The 15385-nt window shown below is 61.3% G+C and carries 17 protein-coding genes and 1 pseudogene; 14 read left to right on the forward strand and 4 right to left on the reverse strand.

Going from position 1 to position 15385, the window contains the following annotated elements; genetic code table 11:
• A partial coding sequence (locus tag V8324_RS16230; protein WP_336420974.1) for a hypothetical protein occupies positions 1-292 on the forward strand: 292 nt, incomplete at its 5' end.
• A gap of 352 nt (positions 293-644) precedes the next feature.
• Here V8324_RS16230 and V8324_RS16235 read toward each other — a convergent pair.
• Positions 645-1220, reverse strand: a complete 576-nt coding sequence (locus tag V8324_RS16235; RefSeq protein WP_336420975.1) for an EF-hand domain-containing protein — start codon at positions 1218-1220, stop codon at positions 645-647.
• A 167-nt stretch (positions 1221-1387) separates the two neighbouring features.
• On the opposite strand from V8324_RS16235, the gene V8324_RS16240 reads away from it, so the two are divergent.
• The 11 genes from V8324_RS16240 to V8324_RS16290 all read left to right on the forward strand — a co-directional run bounded on the left by V8324_RS16240 (position 1388) and on the right by V8324_RS16290 (position 12133).
• On the forward strand, positions 1388-2110 hold the full coding sequence (locus V8324_RS16240; protein WP_336420976.1) for a response regulator: 723 nt from the start codon (positions 1388-1390) through the stop codon (positions 2108-2110).
• On the forward strand, positions 2107-3519 hold the full coding sequence (locus V8324_RS16245; protein WP_336420977.1) for an ATP-binding protein: 1413 nt from the start codon (positions 2107-2109) through the stop codon (positions 3517-3519). Before V8324_RS16240 ends, V8324_RS16245 begins: the two co-directional genes overlap by 4 nt.
• On the forward strand, positions 3516-3836 hold the full coding sequence (locus tag V8324_RS16250; protein WP_336420978.1) for an SHOCT domain-containing protein: 321 nt from the start codon (positions 3516-3518) through the stop codon (positions 3834-3836). The genes V8324_RS16245 and V8324_RS16250 overlap by 4 nt, the downstream gene beginning before the upstream one ends.
• Before the next feature lie 217 nt (positions 3837-4053).
• On the forward strand, positions 4054-4407 hold the full coding sequence (locus V8324_RS16255) for a hypothetical protein (protein ID WP_336420979.1): 354 nt from the start codon (positions 4054-4056) through the stop codon (positions 4405-4407).
• Positions 4408-4723: 316 nt separating this feature from the next.
• Positions 4724-6190, forward strand: a complete 1467-nt coding sequence (locus V8324_RS16260) for a TolC family protein (RefSeq protein WP_336420980.1) — start codon at positions 4724-4726, stop codon at positions 6188-6190.
• Positions 6191-6207: 17 nt separating this feature from the next.
• Positions 6208-7548: a multicopper oxidase family protein gene (locus V8324_RS16265; protein WP_336420981.1), complete on the forward strand. Its 1341-nt coding sequence runs from the start codon at positions 6208-6210 to the stop codon at positions 7546-7548.
• A gap of 30 nt (positions 7549-7578) precedes the next feature.
• Positions 7579-8094 carry a cupredoxin domain-containing protein gene (locus V8324_RS16270; protein WP_336420982.1) on the forward strand — a complete coding sequence of 172 codons (516 nt, stop codon included), beginning with the start codon at positions 7579-7581 and terminating at the stop codon, positions 8092-8094.
• Between the two features lie 23 nt (positions 8095-8117).
• Complete coding sequence (locus V8324_RS16275) at positions 8118-8405, forward strand: copper-binding protein (RefSeq protein WP_336420983.1); 288 nt, start codon at positions 8118-8120, stop codon at positions 8403-8405.
• A 97-nt stretch (positions 8406-8502) separates the two neighbouring features.
• Positions 8503-9171 carry a TVP38/TMEM64 family protein gene (locus V8324_RS16280; protein ID WP_336420984.1) on the forward strand — a complete coding sequence of 223 codons (669 nt, stop codon included), beginning with the start codon at positions 8503-8505 and terminating at the stop codon, positions 9169-9171.
• Between the two features lie 95 nt (positions 9172-9266).
• Positions 9267-11600 carry a heavy metal translocating P-type ATPase gene (locus V8324_RS16285; protein WP_336420985.1) on the forward strand — a complete coding sequence of 778 codons (2334 nt, stop codon included), beginning with the start codon at positions 9267-9269 and terminating at the stop codon, positions 11598-11600.
• 53 nt (positions 11601-11653) lie between these two features.
• Positions 11654-12133 carry a DUF411 domain-containing protein gene (locus V8324_RS16290; protein ID WP_336420986.1) on the forward strand — a complete coding sequence of 160 codons (480 nt, stop codon included), beginning with the start codon at positions 11654-11656 and terminating at the stop codon, positions 12131-12133.
• Here the strand turns inward: V8324_RS16290 and V8324_RS16295 are convergent.
• Positions 12118-12306: a rhodanese-like domain-containing protein gene (locus V8324_RS16295; RefSeq protein WP_336421005.1), complete on the reverse strand. Its 189-nt coding sequence runs from the start codon at positions 12304-12306 to the stop codon at positions 12118-12120. The two genes, V8324_RS16290 and V8324_RS16295, sit on opposite strands and share 16 nt — an antisense overlap.
• Positions 12307-12311: 5 nt before the next feature.
• Positions 12312-12616 (reverse strand): annotated as a pseudogene (locus V8324_RS16300) (integrase); the annotation flags it as partial.
• Positions 12617-13280: 664 nt separating this feature from the next.
• Here V8324_RS16300 and V8324_RS16305 point away from each other — a divergent pair.
• A complete protein-coding gene (locus tag V8324_RS16305) occupies positions 13281-13460 on the forward strand; it encodes a hypothetical protein (protein ID WP_336420987.1) in 180 nt (59 codons plus the stop codon).
• 87 nt (positions 13461-13547) lie between these two features.
• The gene (locus tag V8324_RS16310; RefSeq protein WP_336421006.1) at positions 13548-14735 is read left to right on the forward strand and encodes an IS256 family transposase; all 1188 of its coding nucleotides are present in this window, start codon (positions 13548-13550) and stop codon (positions 14733-14735) included.
• 351 nt (positions 14736-15086) lie between these two features.
• Here the strand turns inward: V8324_RS16310 and V8324_RS16315 are convergent, their stop codons facing one another.
• Positions 15087-15263, reverse strand: coding sequence for a hypothetical protein (locus tag V8324_RS16315; RefSeq protein ID WP_336421007.1), 177 nt, complete (start codon positions 15261-15263; stop codon positions 15087-15089).
• Positions 15264-15385 lie beyond the last annotated feature (122 nt).

Raw genomic sequence — 15385 nt, forward strand, 5'->3', positions numbered from 1 at the left:
CAAATGCGCAAAGCCTGACAGGAAAGGCGCGCGCGCCCGATTTGGATCGGCTATTTCTGCGCTCGCAAACTTTAGTTTTTCCACAGAATCGGCGGTTACCGGGCTTTCGCTGCGATGGCAAGGTGAACGTGTGGAGGATCTGGGAGCCGACATTCAGATAGGCCCAACCCGCCGCGCGCGCTGCACTGCCGCATTACTGCAAGAGCCTAAACTGATCGTGCCCGGCAGAGCCGAGTGCGCGCGTGCGGCAAAACGCGTCCCGTCGTTCGCTGCCCTGAGCGCTTCATTGTAGGTTGGCCAATTCTTGGTCTCGTCGCTCGGAGATCTGGGTCTGCTCATGCAACCAAGCTATCACGCTGGATTCGCAACATGAATCCCTTCAACGCATCTGTGCAACAAATCCTCGCGGAGCGGGTCGCACTTCCAGGGATGTCCTGAACCTTCGGGTTCGAAAGTTCGGTCCGTACCGCGTGCTTGCGCTGTTTGGTGACAGGGCGGATCAGGCAGTGCCGCTCCGCACCTGCCGCCTGTTTTAGCTCCCCTCCGGTAGCCCGCCGTCAATCTGCCGCGCGATCACATCGTGCTTACGCAAGGCGACGACGGACTGACCGGAGTCCATTCAATATCGGTCGCGACGACGAGACTCACTTCTCGCGATGATCCTGACCGCCTTGCATCATGCTGCCGGACCCCATGCCCTGACCGGAGTTGCCGGATGATTGACGCATCATCTCCATCCGCTTCTGCATGTGCTCCATCCGCTTGACGGGGGCCGCCATTTCTTCGGCGGTGATGTTGCCATCGCCATCGCTGTCGAGATGTTGGAATCGGTCAACCATCGTTTCGCGGATCAGGCGACTGTGCAGAACCTCGAATTCCGAGATGCTGAGTGTTCCGTCAGCATTTTCGTCATGCTCGTCGAGAAGTTCCTGTAGCCGAGCACGTGCCTCGGCGGGCTCGGCCTTGCCGTCCCCGTCAGCATCCATCAGGGCCCGAAACTCGGTGCCCATCATATGTGGCCCCATCATGCCGCCGCCCATCATGTTCCGGTGCATCGACATCATGCCGCCACCCATCTGGCCGCCGCTCATCATGCCGCCGCCCATCATTCCGGATTGGCCGGATGATTGGTGCCCCTGTGCCGACACCGCTCCGCTGAATGACAGCGCCATGCCCGTTGCCAGGGCCGTTCCCAAAACGAATGCAAATTTGCGTTTCATCGTCTTTTCCTTTGCGTGAGTTCTGCATGCCCAAGATGGCGACGGGGAGGTGTCTTGCAAAGCACCCGTGCCAGTTGACGTGTAACGGTTTGTCGCAAAGTCGGGGGTTGATACACTGAATGACAGTATTTCTCGGCAGAGGCCGATCAATCCCCTAAGTTCGTGGCATGGTAAAGATACCCCACATCTTGCTGGTCGATGACAGCGTCGAGATTCGCAAGGCCGTCTCGCGATATCTGGAAAAGAATGACATGCGCGTCACGAGTGCAGCCGACGCCGCCGAGATGGATAGGCTGCTCGAGATCGGGCGCTATGATCTCATCGTGCTCGATGTGATGATGCCCGGCGAGGATGGTATCTCGGTCTGTCGCCGCTTGTCCGTCACTGGTGTCACGCCGATCCTGATGCTCACTGCGCTCGGCGAGGAAATGGACCGGATCATCGGGCTTGAGGTGGGCGCGGACGATTACCTTGCCAAACCCTTCAATCCGCGCGAGCTTCTCGCGCGGATCAGGGCGATCCTGCGGCGCGTAACCAGGCCGGAACATCTGGCCGGGCGTCTGACCGGGCAACACATCCAGTTCGCGGGCTGGACACTTGATACCGATACCCGTCACCTGAGGGCGGAGGATGGACGCGAGGACACGCTCACCACGTCGGAATTCAAACTGCTGGTCATTCTTCTTGAACGCCCCCGTATCGTGATGAGCCGCGAGCAGATCTTCGAACTGACGGCGGGGCGCGCACCTGCAGCCTTCGATCGCAGCATCGACAATCAGATCAGCCGCCTGCGCCGCAAGATCGAAGATGATCCGGGGCACCCAAGGATCATCACAACTGTTCGGAATGGCGGCTATTGTCTTGCTGCGGATGTCGAGGCGCAGCGATGATCCGAGACCGCCTGGACAGCTTGCGCGTTCAGCTGTTGCTGCTGATTCTGGGAAGCCTCGTCATCGCACAGGCGATAAGCCTGTGGCTGTTCGTGGACGAACGAAGCCTGGCCGTGCGCGCCGCGATCGGGGCCGAGGCAGCGGGTCGGGCGGCCAATGTGGCATTATTGCTGGACCGGGCCCCAGACCAACTACACAGCTCGATTCTCAGAGCTGCGGATTCGCCTCTTGCGCGGTTTCGCGTCGATCCTCTACCTGTTGTCGATCATCTCGATCACGAGGCGGGAGGGGCGATCGAGGCGCGCGTCCGCTCGTTGCTCGCATCCGGAGACACGCGAGAGATCCGTGTCGAACTGCACAGAGTCGAGGATGCGTTTGCACCGATGCCAGACATGCCACCCCACATGCGGGCGATGCATGACCGCATGATGCAGAACCGGATATCGGCCTTCGAGCTGACGCTTTCCATCGGCCTGCAGGACGGATCGTGGTTGAATGTCGAGACCCGGTTTCAGCGCCCACCCTTGCAGTGGCCGGTTCTGTCGACCGTAAGTTTCGGCCTGACGGCGGCCCTCGTGATCGGTGGGGCCCTCTGGTATCTGCTGACGCGGGTTACCTGGCCGATTCAACGCCTGGCCCGCGCCGCTGAGAACCTTGGCCGCGGAGAAAAGACCGTGCCGATCCCCGCCGCAGGGCCCCGAGAAATTAGGAACCTGACGGAAACCTTCAATCTCATGCAGGAACGGCTGGTACGCACGGTTGCAGACAAGACGCGCATCATGGCGGCATTGGGTCACGATTTGCGCTCTCCTTTGACCGCGTTGCGCGTGCGCGCGGAAATGGTGGACGAGGAGGAAACGCGCGATGCCCTGATCACCTCGATCGAGGAAATGCAGGACATGGTCGAGCGGACACTGGCGTTCGCCCGTGGCATGGCGATCAGCGAACCCCCGGAAACCGTCGATCTGGCAGACTTCCTGGCGAATCTGAAGCAGGACATGCTGGATGAGTTTGAACTGGAAACCAGCGCGCCCCTCCGGATCAGACTGCGACCACACGCCATGCGGCGCGCGCTGCGCAATATCATCGAGAATGCGGTGCGGTACGGTGGTGACGTTGCGGTGCGCTACAGTCAAGAACACGACCGGGTCGTGATCGAGGTCCGGGATCATGGTCCGGGAATCCCCTCGGCGCAGCTTGAATCAGTGTTCGAGCCATTCTACCGCGTGGAGACATCCCGGTCGCGGATAACCGGCGGCACCGGTCTCGGCCTGTCCATCGCACGGTCCATACTGCGCTCGCATGGCGGCGACATCATGTTGCTAAACCACCCCGACGGGGGGCTGCTCGTGAAACTCGATTTGCCCCTCTCACAACGTTTCACTCATCAAGAAAGGACAGGATTATGACAGTTTCCGTCAGGATCACAGGCAGCATTGCGACTCTTCTGGCTGGGACGGTGCCGGCCCTCGCGGGTCCGGATAACCCTTCCGATGGTACCTTTGGACACATGATGTGGGGTGGCGGACACGGCTGGTGGGGAGGTTTCGGGATGCTTCTTTTCTGGGGCCTCATCATCGCGGTTGCCGTCTTTGCGGTGCGCGCCCTCACCGACAAGCGCCAGGGTGACATGCGCGATCCGATCGAGATTCTCAGGGAACGCTACGCGCGCGGCGAGATTGACGAAGACAAATTTCGTCGCCGCAAGCAGGAACTTCAATCTTGAGCGCGATTCTCGATGTCGGCTCACATCGGGTGTGGGCGGTTGCTCTTATGCGCGACGCGCAGACGATATCCGGCGGACGGCCTGCCTTGGGTCTGGTTGCGCCCTGCCTGCAAGGCGGAGCACGCGTATCCTCGCTTGCAATTATGGAAACCGGTACAAAGCATTTGTTTCATACCGTTCTGAAAGGTATACGTGTGTCAAGGCGATGATGCGACAGATGGTTGTGCTTCTCATGACGGCGGTCGTTATCATGACGGGCGCGAATGCCATTGCCATGGCCTCGAACGAAATCGAGCATCAAAAGCATTGCGCCCATGCCATCGGCGACACCGTGCAGAACATGGCCGCCAACGATGGTCATGCACATGATCACCCAGATATCGCGACACGACATGTGATGCCGGAGCATGATCATGAAACCTGCATGATACATGCCTGCCCGGCCCTTTCACCCGAGTTGAGCCCGGCCGATAAGCGGCATGGTGTCTTGCTGACCACTCTGGTTTGGCCTGAGACGTCCTTGATCGGGCCTGCTCACACGGACGACCTGCAAAGACCTCCGAAATCCTGATCCGGCTCGCTTGGCGGGCCCTTTGGAATGCACCTGGCTGAGATGTGGCCGGTTCATAGCAATTCAAAACGGATCTGGAGTTTACATTGAAAACCATACTCATACTGGGCGTTTCCACGGCGCTTTCGGCCTGTGCAAATGCCCCCGACCTGCCGACACAGAATATGCTCGCACCTGCGGCGCGAGCAGACGTAGAGACACGCGCCGCAAGCTTTCCCGATGTTCTTGCGGGCTATACGTCGCGCCCTGTCAAAGGGCCCGAAGACTGGCGCGCTTTGAACCGCCAGCAATCCCCCGCCGAAGGGGAGGGGCACTGATGCCGCGTATCTCGAAACCCTGTCTCGTGCTTGTGACATCACTGGCGCTTGCGGCCTGCACTTCGCCCGATCAGGTGGCGCGCCTGTCTGATCCCAAAGCAGGGTTTTCCGACGTCAGCACCCCGGCACGCGCAATCCTGAACAAGGATACCGTGATGCTCATGTCCGCGGCCGATATCGAGGCCAATGCCGAACGTGTGCATGCTCTGGTGCATGGAAAAACCATTGACGCCGATACCGCCGTTCAGGTTGCACTGCTCAACAATCGTGGCCTGCAATCCGCCTATGCCCGGCTTGGCGTATCCTCGGCGGATGTCTGGCAGAGCATCATGCAGCCGAATCCCGTCGCCTCGATTGGCGTGTTCGAGATCGGGGGCGATGGTCTGAATGGATACGGATCTCTCGAAGGGATGATCGCGTTCAACCTTCTGGCGGCCTTCACGCAGCCTGATCGCACGCGGCAGGCCGAACTGCGCTTCACCCAGACCCGGCTTCAGGCGGTTGAGGAAACGCTCCGCGTCGCCGTCGAGACGCGGCGCGCCTGGATCGAGGCGGTGTCGGCGTTCGAGACCGCAGGTCTGATCCGGCAGGCGCAGGAAACCGCCGATGCCGGCTCTGAACTGGCGGCGCGTCTTGGCGATACCGGATATCTCAACAAGGCTGAGCAGGCCCGCGAGCATGCCTTCCACGCAGAGCTTTCGGGACAACGTGCGAAGGCCCGGCTCGATGCGGAACTGGCCAAGGAAGCGCTGACACGCCAACTCGGTCTCTGGGGCAGCGACGTGGATTACTACGTCCCCAATGCCCTGCCGCATTTGCCTGCGCGCGTAGCCGATCGGTCCGACATCGAGTCGCAAGCGCTTCGAAACCGCGTTGATCTGGCCATCGCCAAGCTTGAGTTGCAAGCCTTGGCGCAGGCCCGCGGGATGACCAATGCCACGCGGTTCGTGAGTGACTTTGAGCTGATCGTGGGCGCTGAAACCGAACGAGAGAATGACGGCGGCGGGGTCGAGTCCGAAACCAATCCGCAGCTTGAGGTGGAATTCGCGATTCCGATCTTCGACAGCGGCAAGGCCCGGATGAAAAAGGCCGAAGCCAGCTACATGATCGCCGCGCATGATCTGGCGCAACGCGCGGTCAACGTGCGCTCCGAGGCGCGCTCGGCGCATGCCGCACATGTCGGCAGCCACCGGATCGCTCGGCACTACCGGGATGCCGTTCTGCCGCTGCGCAAGACCATCGAAGAGGAAGCGCTGCTCAGCTACAACGGCATGATCACCAGCACATTCGAGCTGTTGTCCGATACCCGCGAGCGGATGAACTCCAACCTGACCGAAGCCGAGGCCCGGCGCGATTTCTGGCTGGCGGATGCCAATCTTCTGGCAGCGATCCATGGCGGCGGGGCAGCTTTGGGTGATGGCGGCGGCAGCGCGGAGGTCGCCGGTGATGCCGGGGCCGGACATTGAGAACAGGGAGACAAGAGATGATGAACCGACGTCAAATGCTCACCGCCGGCGCGGGTCTGATGGTGACCGGGGCAGCCGCCCGGGCGCAGACCACGGGCTTGCCAGAGGCGGCTGTGATGGAGACTGCAGCCACCCAGATCACGCCGCGCCCCACCACCGGGCCCAACTACAACCCGGTGGTCACGCTGAACGGATGGACACTGCCGTATCGCATGAATGGCAACGTCAAGGAATTCCACCTCGTGGCCGAACCGGTGGAACGTGAAATGGCCGATGGCATGACCGCCAACCTATGGGGATATAACGGTCAGTCCACCGGTCCGACGATCGAGGCGGTCGAGGGCGACCGGGTGCGCATATTCGTGACCAACAGGCTGCCCGAGCACACCTCGGTCCATTGGCACGGCATGATCCTGCCTTCTGGCATGGACGGGGTGGGCGGTCTGTCCCACAAGGCGATCCCGCCCGGCAAGACCTATGTCTACGAGTTCGACCTGGTGAAATCCGGCACGTTCATGTACCACCCTCACGCCGATGAGATGGTGCAGATGGCCATGGGCATGATGGGCATGTTCGTCGTGCATCCCAAGGATCCCGCCTTCATGCCCGTGGATCGTGATTTCTGCATCATGCTCAATGCCTTCGACATTGTGCCTGGCAGCTATACGCCGCGCGTGATGACGATGACGGATTTCAACCTGTGGTGCTGGAACAGCCGTCTTTTTCCGGATATCGACCCGCTGGTTGTGGGCCTGGGCGATCGCGTGCGTGTCCGCGTCGGCAATCTCACGATGACGAACCATCCCATCCACATGCATGGCTACGATTTCGAGGTCACCTGCACCGATGGTGGCTGGGTGCCCAAGGCGGCGCGCTGGCCCGAGGTCAGCATCGACATTCCCGTGGGAGCGATGCGCGCCTATGAATTCGACGCCGTTCATCCCGGGGACTGGGCGATACATTGCCATAAATCGCACCACACGATGAATGCCATGGGCCACGACGTGCCCAACTTCATCGGCGCGGACAAGGACCGGGTGACCGACATGATCCGCAAGCATCAGCCGGAATTCATGCCGATGGGCTCGAGCGGCATGGCCGAGATGGGCATGATGTCGATGGAAATCCCCGACAACACGGTGCCGATGATGACCGGCTGGGGGCCGCATGGACCCATAGAGATGGGTGGCATGTTCTCTGTGGTGAAGGTGCGCGACGGCATCGCCCCGGGCGATTATTCCGATCCCGGCTGGTATGAGAACCCGCCCGGAACCGAAGCCTGGGAATGGACTGGCGAACTGCCGGATTTCACCCGCAACGACAACGCACGAACCAAGCTCACCCCGACCAGAGGCTGAGACCCTGAAACGAAAAGAGGAGTATCTCCCATGAAACTGACACCACTCATCGCCGCGGCCTTTCTAACTGCGGGGGCCGCCATGGCCGCAGGCACCCATGATGGCGGGCACGGCCATGACGACGGGCATATGGCGGGGCATGGCCACGCCGACATGATGCAGGTCGGCAGGCCCGGCACGCCGGAAGAGGCCAGCCGGACCATCGAGATCACGATGCGCGAGACCTCTGACGGAGAGATGCTCTTCGAGCCCGACGATCTCAGTTTCCAGCCGGGCGAAACGGTTCGTTTGCGCATCCATAATGCCGGAGAGGTGGAGCACGAGTTCGTCATGGATACCCATGACAACAACGAGGAGCATCGCAAGCTGATGCAGAAGTTTCCGGAAATGGAGCATGACGATCCCAACGCGATCCGGCTTGCGCCGGGCGAAACCGGCGATATCGTCTGGAGCTTTGCGAACACCGGCACCTTCCAGTTCGCCTGTCTGATCCCGGGCCATATGGAAGCAGGCATGCACGGACCGATCCACGTCCAGAGCAATTGAACATACCGAACAAGGAGACCACCATGAAACCGATCAGGACCGCCCTCGCCGCAGTTTTCGCCGTCATTTTCACCGTCATGGGCGCATCGGCCGAACCCGTCTACACAAAGGGCGTGGTCAAAAACGTCAAGCCCGAAGACGGCAAGGTGACCATCATTCACGAGGAGCTGGTCGAGCTGGAAATGCCCGCGATGACCATGGTGTTTCGCGTGGCCGACGACGCCATGTTCGACAGGCTCGAACCAGGCAAGGAGATCGAGTTCACAGTCGAACGCCTGAATGGCAAGCTGACCGTCACGGATCTGAAATGACACGGGTCAAAGGGGGCATCATGAGTGATCGCCCTGACGATCAGGTTCGATTGGATGACAACTGCAGCCATCTGGCGAAAGCCCGGCAGGCAACGGGATGACTCTGCGCACCTCTCTTCTCACGGGCATGGCCATTTTGGGGCTCGCTTTGCTGGGCCTCTGGCTATACGCGCCGTCGGTAATGGCCGAGGCCCGTGGCTTGCTGGAAGGGGAGCGCCTCAAGATGCTGGTGGCGCGCGCGGGTCTCTGGGGGCCGGTTCTGATTGTAACGCTCATGACCGTCGCGGTCGTGGCCAGCCCGATTCCGAGTGCGCCAATCGCCCTGGCAGCCGGGGCGGCCTATGGGCATCTCTGGGGCACGCTACAAGTCGTGATCGGCGCCGAACTCGGAGCGTTGATCGCGTTCGGTCTCGCACGGATTCTGGGGCACGATGTCTTGCGGCGAGTGTTTGGTGATCGCGTCGATGCAGGGATGCTGGGGTCGCAAACCGCATTGACGGCGACAGTCTTTGCGTCCCGTCTGATGCCCTTCGTGTCGTTTGACATGATCAGCTACGCCGCCGGGCTCAGCCGCCTGCATGCTTGGCGGTTTGCTTTGGCGACGTTGGCTGGCATCATCCCGGCAAGCTTTCTGCTTGCGCATTTCGGAGGCGAGGCAGTCAGCGGTGACCTCGGACGGACGACATGGGCCGTTCTCGGCCTCGGACTTGTGACCGGCCTTCCCTTGCTCTGGGTGGCGACCCGCAGAAACCGGGACGACACGTGAGGGCGCAAAAGTGCTCGGACCGGACAGTCTCGCCCCTCTCCCTTGACCCTACCCCGACTGGAACCCCCATGTCAGGGCTGAAAGGACACTTGAAGATGGCATCCCATCACCACCATCATGAGGCCCCCGAAATCGACCCGGACGCGAAGACCGCGACCGATCTGGTCTGCGGCATGCAGGTCGAGATCAAGGCGGGCGCCCGGAGCCGGGAGTACGGCGAGGAGACATTCTATTTCTGCTCTGACGGGTGCCAGGAAAAATTCGACACCGATCCGTATTTCTACGCCTCCGGCAATGCCCGGACCGTCGAGACGCGCGTGCAACCCGGGGCGCAATATACCTGCCCGATGCACCCCGAGATCATCCGCGACGCGCCCGGTGCCTGCCCGATCTGCGGCATGGCGCTGGAGCCGATGGTGCCCTCGGACGAGCCCTCCGAAGAGTTGACGGATTTCACCCGACGGATGTGGATCAGCGCCGCGGCGGCGGTGCCGCTCATGATCATCACGATGGGCGAACTGCTCGGGCTCGACGTGCGCGGTTGGCTCGGCCACCGCATGTCGGTCTATGCTGAATTCGTTCTGGCCACACCGATCATCTTCTGGGCGGCGTTACCGTTTTTTCGGCGCGGCATCGATTCGATTCGCAACGTCTCTCCCAACATGTGGACGCTTATTTCGCTTGGCGTTGGGGCGGCCTATCTCTATTCGCTGGTGGCGACCTTCGCGCCCGGGGTCTTTCCAGACCAATACCGGATGGGCGACGGTGTCGGCACCTATTACGAGGCCGCCGTCGTGATCATCGCGCTGGTCTTTGTCGGGCAGGTTCTGGAACTGCGCGCACGCGAGCGCACCGGCGATGCGATCCGCGCGCTGCTCGACCTTGCCCCCAAGTCAGCCCGCCGTATTCTGCCGGACGGGTCAGAGTACGATGCACCGCTCGAAAACATCGCCGAGGGTGACATGCTGCGGGTACGCCCGGGTGACAGTGTGCCGGTGGACGGCGAGGTAATCGAGGGCCGCTCCTCGGTGGATGAGAGCATGATCACGGGCGAGTCGGTCCCGGTGGAGAAGACCGAGGGCGACGGCCTGACCGGCGGCACGATCAACAAGAACGGCACCCTGGCCATGCGCGCGACCAAGATCGGCGCCGACACGGTGCTGTCGCAGATCGTCGATATGGTGGCGGGTGCCCGCATGTCGCGGGCGCCAATCCAGGGGCTGGCCGACAAGGTCGCCTCAGTCTTCGTGCCTGCTGTGGTGCTCGTGGCCGTTATTGCCTTCGGCACCTGGCTCTCGGTCGGGCCCGATCCGGCGCTGGCCTTTGCCATCGCCGCGGCGGTTTCGGTCCTCATCATCGCCTGCCCCTGCGCCCTTGGTCTTGCCACGCCGATCTCGATCACGACCGCTGCGGGCCGTGGCGCGCAGGCCGGCGTGCTGATCAAGGATGCCGAGGCGCTGGAACACATGGGCCGGGTCGATACCCTGATCGTCGACAAGACCGGGACACTGACCGAGGGCAAGCCCCGGCTGACCGATGTCATCGCGCTCAAGGGTGAGGAAGATGAAGTGCTCCGCCTTGCCGCCGCGCTCGAACGCGGGTCCGAGCATCCGCTGGCCGAGGCCATCGTTACCGGCGCGCAGGAGCGCGGACAGAAACCGGAGCGCGCCGAGGATTTCGAGGCGGTGACCGGCAAGGGCGTGCGCGGCACGGTCGCCGGTCGGAGCGTGGCACTTGGCAATGTGGCGATGATGCGCGATCTCGGCCTCGACACGGATGCGGCGGACGCGCAGGCCGACGAACTTCGCGCCGAGGGCAAGACGGCGATGTTCGTGGCGGTCGACGGGGAATTAACCGGGATCGTGGCGGTGGCCGACCCGATCAAGGAAACCACCGAGGCCGCAATCCGCGAATTGCACGCCCTGGGCCTGACCATCATCATGGCAACCGGCGACAACCAGCGCACGGCCAAGGCGGTGGCGTCGAGGCTGGGCATCGACGAGGTGCGCGCCGGGGTTCTGCCCGAGGACAAGCAGAAACTGGTCGAGGAGTTGCGCGCCAAGGGCGCGCTGGTGGCAATGGCGGGCGACGGGGTGAACGATGCCCCCGCACTCGCCGCCGCCGATGTCGGCGTCGCGATGAGCACCGGGGCCGATGTCGCGGTGGAAAGTGCCGGGATCACCCTGCTCAAGGGGGACCTCACGGGTCTCGTGCGGGCGCGCAAGCTGGCCCGGGCGACGCTGCGAAATATCCGGCAGAACCTGTTCTTTGCCTTCGCCTACAATGCCCTGGGCGTGCCGATCGCCGCAGGCGTGCTCTATCCCTTTACCGGGACGTTGCTCTCACCGATGATCGCGGCCGCCGCGATGAGCCTGTCGTCGGTCTCGGTGATCTCCAATGCGCTGAGACTGAGGCGAGTTAAGCTCTGATCTACGGGGCATCGGCTTACTGATTTGCTGTTCAACATTGAAAGGAAAACGAGATGACCCAAGATCCCCTCTCACGCCGCGGACTGCTGCTCGGTGGAACCACGCTTCTGGCGACATGGCCCTTTGGGTCACTTGCGGAAACCACGGGGTCGGAAATGCATGTGATGAAGGACCCCAATTGCGGCTGCTGTTCAGCCTGGATCGAAATCCTCGAACGCGACGGCTTCCACGTTACGACCGAGGCGAGCATGGGAACGGTGCTCATGCGCTACAAGTTCGAGAACGGCATCCCCCAAGAGATGGTCTCCTGTCATACCGGTCGGATCGACGGCTACATGATCGAAGGACACGTGCCCACCGCCGATATCCGTCGTCTGCTGAAGGAACGTCCCGACGCGGTTGGCCTTGCCGTCCCGGGCATGCCCTATGGTTCACCCGGCATGGGACCGGAAAGCGCGCGCGACGCCTACGACGTCTTCCTGATCCACCATGATCGCCGCACAGAAGTGTTCAGCACCTACGAAAGCACCTGACGCCCTTCCTCGCGCCATTCGGGCAGGCCACCCGCCATGCGCCGTGCGTTGAAGCCGTGGTGGCGCAGGCGGGCCACGGCCTGATGGGCGTAGATGCAATAGGGGCCAAGGCAATAGGCGACGATTTCGGCCTCGGGGTCGAGCGCGGGCAGGAGCCGGTCGAGATCGGCCAGCGTGGCGTGCCTTCAGAAATTTCGAAGCGTACAGGTTTCTTCGTCTTGCTTTGCAAAATGGACGCGCGTCCCTTGATCTGGCCAGACGTCATCACATCGACGACTTTCATCTTAATAAGATCACAGCCACGCAGCTTGCTGTCGATGGCCAGATTGAAGAGTGCCAGGTCGCGGTAGTCTCGGCCAGTTCAAGACGAACGCGGATTGCCCAGACATGTTTTGGCTTGAGTGATTGTTTCTGACCGATGATCCGGCTCTTGTTCCAGGCTGGGCGAAGCGCGCGAATGGCGGGTAAGTTTGGTGTTTGCATGATTGACCCTCTGATCTACCATGCCCTCCCACAACGACAACCCGACGTTGACAAGACATCATATCACATGATGCTGCGTTCCATCCGAGGTCGGCTTGAAGCCCTGACTGCATGATGCCACAGCTACACTAATATCACCCGCTACTTCTCGGCAAATGACTGCAGTTCGCGGAAGCCGACTTGTTGCCGTGTCGATTCGACGGTATTTAATAAAAAACGTCGAAAAGCGGCGGCTTCGAGCAGGTACGACATATGTTAGCTACGCGGGAAAGCGTCAAAAGCGTCTTGGCAGCACTGATGTGCTTGGCACTGGTCGTCTGGTCCGCGGTTCCGGCTTTCACACATGCACCCGCAGTTTTCGAGACGATCCAGGATCGCGTGGAAATGGTGGAGGACCACGGCCATTCGCATGGGCTCGAGGAAGACCTGTATTGGGCGATGCACGGACATAGCCACGATACGGCCGATCACGACCACAACCCGGCTTTCTTGCTGGCAGGCCGGAGCGCCGATCCCGCACCCGACACGAACAAAGTCTGGCGTCCTTCCGTGTCGCAGACCGGACCGTCCCGAAAGTTCCGTATAGACCGGCCTCCGCGCGCTTGATCGGTCCTGCGCAAATCTGCGCATCACCGATCATTTCAAAGAAAAGCGGAGTCTCTCCATGAAAACTCTCTCAAGGGGCAGCAGGGGCGCACTCGTGCCGCTGGCACTTCTTGCCCTGTTCACACTGGTGCTGATCCCTGGCACGGCCTTTGCCCATGACGTCACGCCCGGTGACGCGGGCTATATCCAGGAGATCTGGGGGGTACACGTCATCCCCTTCATCTACCTGATAACGTAAAGAATCTTTCGCACTTTCAGATTCGACGTCTCCTTCTACACTGACCGAAGGAGCGAAGGGATGACTGACGAGAAGAAGGACGGTGCGATGGGTCAGGTGATCCAGATCGATGAGGGCCGGATCCGGGATCATCTTGGCGAGATGGTGCGCGGGACGGTCGAAGAGGCGCTGAATGCGATGCTTGACGCCGAAGCCGATCAACTATGCGGCGCGGGGCGCTACGAGCGCAACGAAGGTCGGCGGGATACGCGCGCGGGCAGCTATGAGCGGGCACTGCACACCAAGGCCGGTGAGGTGAAGCTGAAGGTGCCCAAGCTGCGACGCCAGACGTTCGAGACGGCCATTATCGAGCGCTACCGACGTAGGGAGAGCTCGGTCGAGGAGGCCTTGATCGAGATGTATCTGGCGGGCGTGTCGGTGCGCCGTGTCGAGGATATCACCGAGGCGCTGTGGGGCACCCGCGTGAGCCCCGGCACGGTGTCGAACCTGAACAAGAAGATCTACGCCAAGATCGAGGAATGGCGGAACCGGCCCATCGAGGGCACGCATCCCTATCTATACCTCGACGGGATTGTCATGAAGCGGACCTGGGCCGGCGAGGTGCGCAACGTCTCGCTGCTGGTGGCGAGCGCGGTTACTTCCGAAGGATACCGCGAGATACTGGGCATCTGTGAAGGCGCCAAGGAGGACAAGTCCGGCTGGTCGGGATTCCTGCGCCATCTGGTCGATCGCGGCCTCAGCGGCGTGCAGTTGATCATCTCGGATGCGTGCCGTGGCCTCGTCGAGAGTATTGCGGACTATCTGCCCGACGCACGCTGGCAGCGCTGCATGGTGCATTTCTACCGCAATGTGTTCAGCCATGTGCCCTCGACCAAGGTGCGCGAGGTCAGCCACATGCTGAAGGCCATCCACGCTCAGGAAAGCCGCCGAGCGGCGCAGGAGAAGGCCGCCACCGTCGTGGAGGACCTGCGCCGCCAGAAGCTGGGGAAGGCGGCCGAGCTGATCGAGATGCATATCGACGAGACGCTGAGCTACTACAGCTTCCCCGACAGCCACTGGCTGAAGATCAGGACCAACAACCCACTGGAGCGCATCATGAAGGAAATTCGCCGACGCACCCGCGTCGTAGGCGCATTCCCGGACGGTCAGAGCTGCCTGAACCTGGCCGCGGCCCGCTTGCGCCATATCGCGGGCAGCCAGTGGTCGACACGCAAATACATGAACATGGACCCGCTCCACGCGGAGCAGTCCTCAACCCACGGAGCCGTCGCCTGAAAAAATGTGCGAAAGATCTTTGACACTACCCATCGACGTGGTGGGTGGAAGGCGGCTCTGGGCCGTTCTTACTGTTGACGCAAAAGGGCCAAAGGTCGGGAAGTTCCGCCAAACTGCCAGTCACGGCGCCTGCATTGAACGGCTACTTCTGTACAGCTCAAAGGGCCGGAGGGCACGTCGTCATCAACTCAAAGCGTCGATGCGGCAATACTGAATACAATCTCGTTGCAATCGGCTTCACAAACCGAAATGCACACGACGAAGTACGAATTCACGCGATCAAAACATGAACATGTGCTGCACACGGCATCACACAACATATTGAAATTAAATTTAAATCTTTACAATCCATCAATTTCGCGACAAGGTCTCACTCTCGTCGCCGCGCAAGCCCGCCAGCACGATCCCGATCTTCTCTTCGGCCGAGTACTGTTCGCGGGTCTTGCGCGTGATCCCCTTGACCAGCTTGTCCGCCGCGTCCTTCGATGGTCCGGATGTCGCCTGCGCGGTCCTCCGGTTCTTGTTCACCTAAGCTCCTTGATGGCTGGGATNCGTCCTTCGATGGTCCGGATGTCGCCTGCGCGGTCCTCCGGTTCTTGTTCACCTAAGCTCCTTGATGGCTGGGATGACCCGGAAACCCTCCGTCACGA

The organism is Roseovarius sp. D22-M7, assembly GCF_037083785.1.
In the GTDB taxonomy this organism is placed as follows: Bacteria; Pseudomonadota; Alphaproteobacteria; order Rhodobacterales; family Rhodobacteraceae; genus Roseovarius.

Bases quoted from the DNA above. Each gene is read 5' to 3' on its own strand.
- V8324_RS16235 (WP_336420975.1), bottom strand. From the start codon at position 1,220: ATGAAACGCAAATTTGCATTCGTTTTGGGAACGGCCCTGGCAACGGGC.
- V8324_RS16240 (WP_336420976.1), top strand. From the start codon at position 1,388: ATGGTAAAGATACCCCACATCTTGCTGGTCGATGACAGCGTCGAGATT.
- V8324_RS16245 (WP_336420977.1), top strand. From the start codon at position 2,107: ATGATCCGAGACCGCCTGGACAGCTTGCGCGTTCAGCTGTTGCTGCTG.
- V8324_RS16250 (WP_336420978.1), top strand. From the start codon at position 3,516: ATGACAGTTTCCGTCAGGATCACAGGCAGCATTGCGACTCTTCTGGCT.
- V8324_RS16255 (WP_336420979.1), top strand. From the start codon at position 4,054: ATGGTTGTGCTTCTCATGACGGCGGTCGTTATCATGACGGGCGCGAAT.
- V8324_RS16260 (WP_336420980.1), top strand. From the start codon at position 4,724: ATGCCGCGTATCTCGAAACCCTGTCTCGTGCTTGTGACATCACTGGCG.
- V8324_RS16265 (WP_336420981.1), top strand. From the start codon at position 6,208: ATGATGAACCGACGTCAAATGCTCACCGCCGGCGCGGGTCTGATGGTG.
- V8324_RS16270 (WP_336420982.1), top strand. From the start codon at position 7,579: ATGAAACTGACACCACTCATCGCCGCGGCCTTTCTAACTGCGGGGGCC.
- V8324_RS16275 (WP_336420983.1), top strand. From the start codon at position 8,118: ATGAAACCGATCAGGACCGCCCTCGCCGCAGTTTTCGCCGTCATTTTC.
- V8324_RS16280 (WP_336420984.1), top strand. From the start codon at position 8,503: ATGACTCTGCGCACCTCTCTTCTCACGGGCATGGCCATTTTGGGGCTC.
- V8324_RS16285 (WP_336420985.1), top strand. From the start codon at position 9,267: ATGGCATCCCATCACCACCATCATGAGGCCCCCGAAATCGACCCGGAC.
- V8324_RS16290 (WP_336420986.1), top strand. From the start codon at position 11,654: ATGACCCAAGATCCCCTCTCACGCCGCGGACTGCTGCTCGGTGGAACC.
- V8324_RS16305 (WP_336420987.1), top strand. From the start codon at position 13,281: ATGAAAACTCTCTCAAGGGGCAGCAGGGGCGCACTCGTGCCGCTGGCA.
- V8324_RS16310 (WP_336421006.1), top strand. From the start codon at position 13,548: ATGGGTCAGGTGATCCAGATCGATGAGGGCCGGATCCGGGATCATCTT.